This window comes from Brevundimonas sp., from assembly GCF_050729455.1.
In the GTDB taxonomy this organism is placed as follows: domain Bacteria; phylum Pseudomonadota; class Alphaproteobacteria; order Caulobacterales; family Caulobacteraceae; genus Brevundimonas.
In genome coordinates, this window is sequence record NZ_JBOHLI010000084.1 from 1 (window position 1) to 7,735 (window position 7,735).

The window sequence follows — 7,735 nt, forward strand, 5'->3', positions numbered from 1 at the left end:
GCGGCAGCAGCGTCGGTGGCGGCGGCGTCGGCGGTGGCGGCGGCGTCCGTGGCGGTCGCAGCGGCTTCCGTGGCGTCGGCAGCGGCGTCTTCAGCCTTGTCGGCGGCGGGTTGGCAAGCAGCCAGGGCCAGAGCGGCGGCCGAAGCGGCGATCAGAGCGGTGATGCGCATAGTTGTTATCCTTCAGAAGGGAAGCGCGAGATCATGAATCCTCGCTGAGAGGAGATAACGGGATCGTGAGCAAAACCGCAAGCGAAATTCTCACGGGTTCGTGAAGTCGCGTGATGCGCAGGAAAAAAGGGCCGCCTCGACGGGTGTCGAAGCGGCCCTTTCGGGTCGTTGGAACCGACAGGCCGCCCTTAGTTGGGGGCCTTTTCGGCGGCCGGAGCGGCCGGGGCGGCTGCGGGGGCCGGGGTCATGGCGGCGCCGGCGGCGTCGGCGGTTTTTTCAGCGGCGGCGCTGACGGAAGCGGCGGCGTCGGTGGCGGCGGCGCCTGCGGTCGCAGCGGCGTCAGAAGCTTGATCAGCGGCGGCGGTGGCGGTGGCGGCGGCGGAATCGGCCGCGGCGGTGGCCGCTTCTTCGGCCTTCTTCGTGTCGGGCTGCTGGCAGGCGGCCAGGGACAGGGCGCTGAGGCCCGCGGCGACGATCATCAGGCGACGGATGGTCATGACATACCCTCTTCCAGATCTTTGCATCGGCGGAACAGCCCCGCCGGTGCTAGGCGTAACGCGATAATACGACGTTCGACAAGCCTGGGGCCGCTGGTCAGGCCGACCGCGTCGCACTGTCGGGGGTGGGCGGCTTGGCCGGATCGACCGGCGGCGGGTCGGAAGGCGGGATCGCGTCGCCGGGCGGCGGCGCGCCGGTCGATGACGCCGGCGGATCGCCCGCGTCGGGCCCCGCGTCGGGCGACGTGACTTCGTCGGCCGGTTTCGGTCGTTCGATCTGCGACGGCGACGTCGTCGCAGGGATGGGCTTCTCGGCGCAGGCGGACAGAAGCAGCAGAGCCGAACCAGCGGCCAGGAGCGGCGGGATCGCTTTCATGCGGGTCTCCACGACGGACGATCGCGGCGCACGCGATCGTGACGCTCGGAGAACCGCCGTGAACGCTTCGTGTTCCCCGGTGCGACCGGGAAGGATCAGGCGTCCGTCGGCGCGGCGGCCAGGGCTTCTTCCATTTCGGTGAAGGAAGGCTGGGACGTCGAGGGGATGTCGCCGCGGCCGATCTCGACCGAGATCTGGGCGGCGTTGCCGTGCAGGTGGGCGACCAGCACCGACTGGATGATCTTGTAGTAGGCGCCTTCCTCTTCGATGATCGCGTTGAGGCGCGCGGCGAAGGGGCCGACCAGGCCGTAGGCCAGGAAGACGCCGAGGAAGGTGCCGACCAGGGCCCCGCCGATCATGCCGCCCAGGACTTCCGGCGGCTCGGTGATCGAGCCCATGGTCTTCACGATGCCCAGAACGGCGGCGACGATGCCCAGCGCGGGCAGGCCGTCCGCCAGGTTTTGCAGCGCGTGAGCGGAGGCGAGGGCCTCGTGGTGGTGCTTTTCCAGCTGCTTTTCCATGGCGTCCTCGATCTGATGCGGATCCTCGAGGTTCATGGTCATCATCCGCAGGGTGTCGCAGATGAAGTCGGTGGCGAAATGGTCCTTCAGCACCTTGGGGTACTTCTGGAAGATGCTGCTCTCGGCCGGCTTTTCGATGTGGCTTTCCAGGGCGATGACGCCCTTGGACTTCATCGTCTTGGTCAGCTGAAACAGCAGGCTGAGCAGGTCCTTGTAGTCCTGCTTCTTCCATTTCGGCCCGGCGAAGGTCTTGCCCAGGCCGCCCAGCGAGGCCTTGATCACCGGCAGGCTGTTGGAGATCAGGAAGGCGGCGACGCCCGCGCCGCCGATGGCCATGAACTCGTGCGGCAGGGCGTGCATGATGACGCCGAACTTGCCGCCCGCCAGGACGTAGCTGCCGAACACCATGGCGAACAGCAGGACAATGCCGATAATCTGGAACATGGGGTGGTCGGACGTCCTGCGGGAGAAAGCTCAGGACGCCGTTATCGGCGTTAATGCTTAAGGGCGGGTTTCACGAATCCCGGTTCGGGACGTCGAAACGGCGTTGTCGTCTCCCCTTCACGGGGAGGGTGATTACAGTCGCGTCTCGCCGCTGAGGATCGCCTCATGGGCCTTGGCGGTCAGCTTCTGATAGCCGGTCTTGCCGCCGCGCACATAGACGGCGCCCTCGACCTTCTCGAGGTCGAAGCCGTCGGCGACCAGATCGACCTTGCGGTATTTGAAGGTGCCGGTGGTCTCGGCCGACTTCATCAGGCGCAGGAAGACCGGGCGCGCATAGGGCGGCAGTTGTTCGTCGGCGTAGGCGGCGAAGGCGGCGGGGTCGAACTTGCCCTCCAGCACCAGGGCGGCCATGCCCGCCTTGCCTTCCTGGCCGGGAACGGAAACGCCGTAGGCGATGACTTCCTGAACGCCCGGCGCGTCATGCAGGCGCTGTTCGACCTCGGCGGTGGAGACGTTCTCGCCCTTCCAGCGATAGGTGTCGCCCAGGCGGTCCATGAAGTAGAAATAGCCCTCGCGGTCCTGACGCATCAGGTCGCCGGTGCGGAACCAGCGGTCGCCCTTCTTGAAGACGTCGGTGAGGATCTTCTTCTCGGAGGCCTTCTTGTCGGCGTAGCCCGTGAAGTCGTGGCGGATGTCGGACGCGATCTGGCCGACGGCCTCGCCCGTCTCGCCGACCGAGACCAGTTGGCACATTCCGTCGGCGCGGCGCAGCGGCTCGCCCGTTTCGGGGTCGAGGGCGATCAGGCGGATGTTGATCTGCGACTTCAGATAGCTGGGCACGCGGCCGATGGCGCCCGCCTTGCCGTCGAAGTTGAACAGGGAGACGTTGCCCTCGGTGGAGCCGTAGAACTCCATGATGTCCTTGATGCCGAAGCGCTGCTGGAACTCGGGCCAGACGTCGGGACGCAGGCCGTTGCCGAAGGCCAGGCGCAGCTTGTGCGCCCGCTCGTCCTCGTTCGGCGGGCAGTTGACCAGATAGCGGCACAGTTCGCCGATATAGACGAACATGGTGGCGCCCGAGGCCTTCACGTCCGGCCAGAAATTGGTCGAGGAGAAGCGGCGGCGGATGATCATCCGGCCGCCGTTCAGCAGCACCGAGCCGACCCCGACCAGGCCGCCGGTCGAGTGATACAGCGGCAGGCAGTTGTAGAGAGCGTCCTGGGTCGTCGAGGCCGTGGCCCCGGCGAAGGCGCGCATATAGGTCCGCGCCCGCGAATGCGGGATACGCGCGGCCTTGGGCAGGCCGGTGGTGCCCGAGGTGAAGATGAACAGGGCCGTGTCGCGGTTGGTCAGGCCCTGACGCAGGCCCTTGTCCGGCCGCACCGAGGAGGCGCTGCGCACGGCGTTGTCGATGTCGCGGCGGTCGTTGGTTTCGTCCTCGTCGGCCAGGCCGTGGACCCAGACCATCAGGTTGCGGTCGACGAAGGGGCGGGCCTCCTCGACCGCGCGCCAGGATTCCTGGTCGGTGACGACGTTGAAGGCGTTGGAGATGCTCAGGCAGTGGGCCAGGGCGGCGCCGGTCAGATTGGTGTTGATCAGGGCCGTGGCCACGCCGACCTTGGAGAAGCCGATCCAGGCGGCCAGGTATTCGACCCGGTTGTGCATCACCAGGGCGATGACGTCCGACCGTTTCAGGTTCCGCGCCTTGGCCCAGTGGGCGTAGCGGTTGGCCAGGGCGTCCAGCTCGCGATAGGTCAGGCGGCGGTTTTCGTCCTCGACCGCGACATGATCCGAGAACTTGTCGACGGCCTCCTCGAAGTCGTCACAGAGCAGGACGTCGCTGTCGAGGGTGATGGGCTTGATGCGTTTCAGCAGGCGGTACAGCCCGCCCGCGAACTTGATATCGCGCCGGATGTTCGCTGCCAGACCCATCGCCGCTTCCGCCCTTAATTCAGTTTTGTTCCTATGGTGATGAACGGGCGACGGCGACGGGTCAACCGGAAGACCGCGTTGAAACGCCGTCAGACCGAGATTATCGCGCAAACTTGCACATCTGACTGTTACGCAAGGTCAATCTCGAGCCAGGGATCGGCTTGAGCCTTACAGTAGTCGGCGGTGGAAAGTTCCCGCTACGTCAATCGGTCAGGCGCGCGATGACCGTGGTGAACACGGGGCCCGGTCGACGTAATCTTGTTCAGGAGGCGGATTGCATGGCGCGCGGCGCGGGCGTCACCCGCCAGACGACGTCGCCCACGTCGTCGGCCACCAGAAGCGCGCCGGAGCGGACCCCGATCACCCCGACCGGGCGGCCCATGGCCTCGCCCTTGTCGTTGCGGAAGCCGGTCAGGACGTCCTGCGGCGGACCCGCCGGCTTGCCGCCGTTGAAGGGGACGAAAATGACCTTGTAGCCGGCCGGCGGGTTGCGGTTCCACGAGCCGTGCTGGCCGATGATCGCCCCGTTGCGCCACTGCGGCGCCAGGGCGCCCGTATAGAAGGTCAGGCCCAGCGAGGCGGTGTGCGAACCCAGAGCGTAGTCGGGCCTGACGGCTTTGGCGACCATGTCGGGGCGGGACGGCTGGACCCGTGCATCGACGGTCTGGCCGTAATAGCTCCACGGCCAGCCGTAGAAGCCGCCGGGCGTCACCGAGGTCATGTAGTCGGGGACCAGGTCGTCGCCGATCTCGTCGCGCTCGTTGACCGCGACCCACAGTCGTCCGTCTTCGGGGTTCCAGGCCATGCCGACCGGGTTGCGCAGGCCCGAAGCGAAGACGCGCCGGGCGCCGGTGGCCGGGTCGATCTCCAGCACGGCGGCGCGATCGACCTCTTCGTCCAGCCCGTTCTCTCCGATGTTGGAGTTGGAGCCGACCCCGACATAGAGCTTCGAGCCGTCCGCCGAGGCGACCAGGCTCTTGGTCCAGTGATGGTTCCGCCCGGCGGGCAGGTCCGCGACCTTGACCGGCGTCGCCGTGATCTGCGTCTGACCCGTCTGATAGGGGACGGTCACCACGGCGTCGGCGTTGGCGACGAACAGGCGGTCGCCGATCAGGGCCATGCCGAAGGGCGAGGTGAGGCCGGACAGGAAGACGGTCTTCGTTTCCGCCGTTCCGTCGCCGTCGGCGTCGCGCAGCAGGGTGATGCGGTTCGCGCTGGGCGCGCGGGCGCCCGCCTTACCCATGATGCGGCGCTCGAACCAGCCGCGTAGGCCGCCGCCTTTCCCCTCGGGCTTGGGCGGGGCGTTGCTTTCGGCCACCAGCACGTCGCCGTTGGGCAGTTCATAGAGCCAGCGGGGATGGTCCAGATCCGTGGCGAAGGCGTTGACGGTCAGGCCCGGCGCCGCGACCGGGGTGCGGCCCTGAGGCCAGCCGACGGCCCGGGCGATCTTGACCGTCGGCACCCGCTGGGGTCGCGCTTCCGGCAGTTGCGGATCGGCGCCGAAGCCGGCGCTTTCCGGCAGTCTGCTTTCGGTTTCACAGGCCGACAGGACGAGGATCAGCGGCAGGGCGGCCCCGACGAGGAGACGGCGTCCGAACATGGTTCAAACCTTGCTTTCGATGATCGGGAAAGGCGTGGAATCCTTGCTTGTATAACCCGGTTTGGGGGCGAATGATCCAGGGTGGATCGGGGGCCTTGAGCGCATCGTGTCGCCACCCTATCTGCCAAGCCTTGCCGGGGAGGGCCCATGCCGTCAGTCATCACCATTCAGGGTCTGACCAAGACCTACAAGTCCGGCCATCAGGCGCTGAAACGCGTCGATCTGGAGATCGAGAAGGGCGAGATCTTCGCCCTGCTGGGGCCGAACGGCGCGGGCAAGACGACGATGATCTCCATCGTCTGCGGCATCGTCACGCCGTCGACGGGAACCATCGTCGCCGACGGCCATGACATCCAGAAGAACTATCGCGCCGCCCGCACCCGGATCGGCCTGGTGCCGCAGGAGCTGACGACCGACGCCTTCGAGACCGTCTGGGCCACTGTCACCTTCAGCCGGGGCCTGTTCGGCAAGGCGCCGAACCCGGCCTATGTCGAACGCATCCTTCGCGACCTCAGCCTGTGGGACAAGAAGGACGCCAAGATCATGACCCTGTCGGGCGGGATGAAGCGCCGCGTCATGATCGCCAAGGCCCTGAGCCACGAGCCCGACATCCTGTTCCTGGACGAGCCGACGGCGGGCGTGGACGTCGAGCTGCGCCGCGATATGTGGGGCCTGGTGCGCCAGCTGCGCGATCAGGGCGTCACCATCATCCTGACCACCCACTACATCGAGGAGGCCGAGGAGATGGCCGATCGGGTCGGCGTCATCCTGAAGGGCGAGCTGATCCTGGTCGAGAAGACCGCCGACCTGATGCAGAAGCTGGGCAAGAAGACCCTGACGCTCCAGCTTCAGGAGCCGCTGGCCGCCCTGCCGCCCGAACTGGCCGAATGGAACCTGACGCTGCAAGGCGACGGGGCCGAGCTGGAATACGCCTTCGACGCTCACGCCGAGAAGACCGGGGTGCCGTCGCTGCTGCGCCGCCTGTCGGACCTCGGCATCGGCTTCAAGGATCTGAGCACCCGCCAGAGCTCGCTGGAGGACATCTTCGTCGGCCTGGTCCATCAGGATCGGGAGGCCGCGTGATGAGCTTCAACGGATACGGCGTCTGGGCCATCTATCGCTTCGAGATGGCGCGGGCCCTTCGCACCCTGTGGCAGTCGCTGGTGACGCCGGTCATCACCACCTCCCTCTATTTCGTCGTCTTCGGCGGGGCCATCGGCAGCCGCATGACCGAGGTGGACGGCGTCCCCTACGGCGCCTTCATCGTGCCCGGGCTGATCATGCTCAGCCTGTTCACCCAGTCGATCTTCAACGCCAGCTTCGGCATCTACTTCCCGAAATTCACCGGCACCATCTACGAGATCCTGTCGGCGCCCGTGTCCCCGCTGGAGATCGTGCTGGCCTATGTCGGGGCGGCGGCGACCAAGTCGGCGATCCTGGGGCTGATCATCCTGGCCACAGCGGCCTTCTTCGTGCCGCTGCACATCCTTCATCCCTTCTGGATGCTGGCCTTCCTGGTGCTGATCTCGACCACCTTCGCCCTGTTCGGCTTCATCATCGGGGTCTGGGCGCAGAGTTTCGAGCAGTTGCAGTTCGTGCCCATGCTGATCGTGACGCCCCTGACCTTCCTGGGCGGCGCCTTCTATTCGATCGAGATGCTGCCCGAGGGCTGGCGGACCGTCGCCCTGTTCAACCCGGTGGTCTATCTGATCTCGGGCTTCCGCTGGGCCTTCTACGGCGTGGGCGACGTCAGCCTCGGGGTCAGCCTGACGGCGACGCTGGGCTTCTTCCTCGCCTGTCTGGCGGTGGTGGGCTGGATCTTCAGGACGGGCTATCGCCTGAAGAACTAGGGTCGGGCTCCGCGCGTCACGAAACCGCCGAACTCGCTCAGCAGTCTGAAGGTCCGCCGACCCTTTTCGTGATGCGCGCCGCCCGGCGCCGGAGCCCGAATGTCCGACGCCGACGACCAGTCCGTTCCCTTCGCCCGCCGACAGGTGCAGTGGGGCCGACCGCCCCAGACCGTGTTCCGCGCCGGGCCGTTGCCACGCGGTACGGGCCTGATGCCGCCTTTGCCGGAAGCGCCGAAGCCGGCGCCACGGCCCGCCGCGTCGCGCCCGGCCTCCGGCGGAGTCTTCTCCGGTTCCCTGGTGCCGCAGCGCCGCGCGCCGCAGCCGGCCGCCGCGCCGACCCTGATC

Annotated in this window: 7 protein-coding genes and 1 pseudogene; 3 read left to right on the plus strand and 5 right to left on the minus strand. The window is 67.1% G+C overall.

Annotated elements, in window-relative coordinates; genetic code table 11:
• Positions 1–358 precede the first annotated feature (358 nt).
• From ACREEF_RS14970 to ACREEF_RS14990, 5 genes are all read right to left on the minus strand, one after another.
• A complete protein-coding gene (locus tag ACREEF_RS14970; protein WP_431566366.1) occupies positions 359–667 on the minus strand; it encodes a hypothetical protein in 309 nt (102 codons plus the stop codon).
• A 97-nt stretch (positions 668–764) separates the two neighbouring features.
• Positions 765–1,043: a hypothetical protein gene (locus ACREEF_RS14975; protein WP_431566367.1), complete on the minus strand. Its 279-nt coding sequence runs from the start codon at positions 1,041–1,043 to the stop codon at positions 765–767.
• 95 nt (positions 1,044–1,138) lie between these two features.
• Positions 1,139–2,008 (minus strand): flagellar motor stator protein MotA, encoded by an 870-nt coding sequence (gene motA, locus ACREEF_RS14980; protein WP_431566368.1) that lies wholly within the window; start codon positions 2,006–2,008, stop codon positions 1,139–1,141.
• A gap of 132 nt (positions 2,009–2,140) precedes the next feature.
• Positions 2,141–3,940, minus strand: a complete 1,800-nt coding sequence (locus ACREEF_RS14985) for a long-chain-acyl-CoA synthetase (RefSeq protein ID WP_431566369.1) — start codon at positions 3,938–3,940, stop codon at positions 2,141–2,143.
• A 262-nt stretch (positions 3,941–4,202) separates the two neighbouring features.
• Positions 4,203–5,540: a PQQ-dependent sugar dehydrogenase gene (locus ACREEF_RS14990; protein ID WP_431566370.1), complete on the minus strand. Its 1,338-nt coding sequence runs from the start codon at positions 5,538–5,540 to the stop codon at positions 4,203–4,205.
• A gap of 147 nt (positions 5,541–5,687) precedes the next feature.
• Between ACREEF_RS14990 and ACREEF_RS14995 the strand changes: the two genes are divergently transcribed.
• The 3 genes and pseudogenes from ACREEF_RS14995 to ACREEF_RS15005 form a co-directional block, all read left to right on the plus strand.
• Positions 5,688–6,623, plus strand: coding sequence for an ABC transporter ATP-binding protein (locus tag ACREEF_RS14995; protein ID WP_431566371.1), 936 nt, complete (start codon positions 5,688–5,690; stop codon positions 6,621–6,623).
• Positions 6,623–7,390, plus strand: coding sequence for an ABC transporter permease (locus tag ACREEF_RS15000; protein ID WP_431566372.1), 768 nt, complete (start codon positions 6,623–6,625; stop codon positions 7,388–7,390). The genes ACREEF_RS14995 and ACREEF_RS15000 overlap by 1 nt, the downstream gene beginning before the upstream one ends.
• Positions 7,391–7,489: 99 nt before the next feature.
• Positions 7,490–7,735 (plus strand): annotated as a pseudogene (locus ACREEF_RS15005) (hypothetical protein); the annotation flags it as partial.

Excerpts from the sequence above, each read along its gene's own strand:
- ACREEF_RS14970 (WP_431566366.1), bottom strand. The coding sequence starts at position 667 with ATGACCATCCGTCGCCTGATGATCGTCGCCGCGGGCCTCAGCGCCCTG.
- ACREEF_RS14975 (WP_431566367.1), bottom strand. The coding sequence starts at position 1,043 with ATGAAAGCGATCCCGCCGCTCCTGGCCGCTGGTTCGGCTCTGCTGCTT.
- motA (WP_431566368.1), bottom strand. The coding sequence starts at position 2,008 with ATGTTCCAGATTATCGGCATTGTCCTGCTGTTCGCCATGGTGTTCGGC.
- ACREEF_RS14985 (WP_431566369.1), bottom strand. The coding sequence starts at position 3,940 with ATGGGTCTGGCAGCGAACATCCGGCGCGATATCAAGTTCGCGGGCGGG.
- ACREEF_RS14990 (WP_431566370.1), bottom strand. The coding sequence starts at position 5,540 with ATGTTCGGACGCCGTCTCCTCGTCGGGGCCGCCCTGCCGCTGATCCTC.
- ACREEF_RS14995 (WP_431566371.1), top strand. The coding sequence starts at position 5,688 with ATGCCGTCAGTCATCACCATTCAGGGTCTGACCAAGACCTACAAGTCC.
- ACREEF_RS15000 (WP_431566372.1), top strand. The coding sequence starts at position 6,623 with ATGAGCTTCAACGGATACGGCGTCTGGGCCATCTATCGCTTCGAGATG.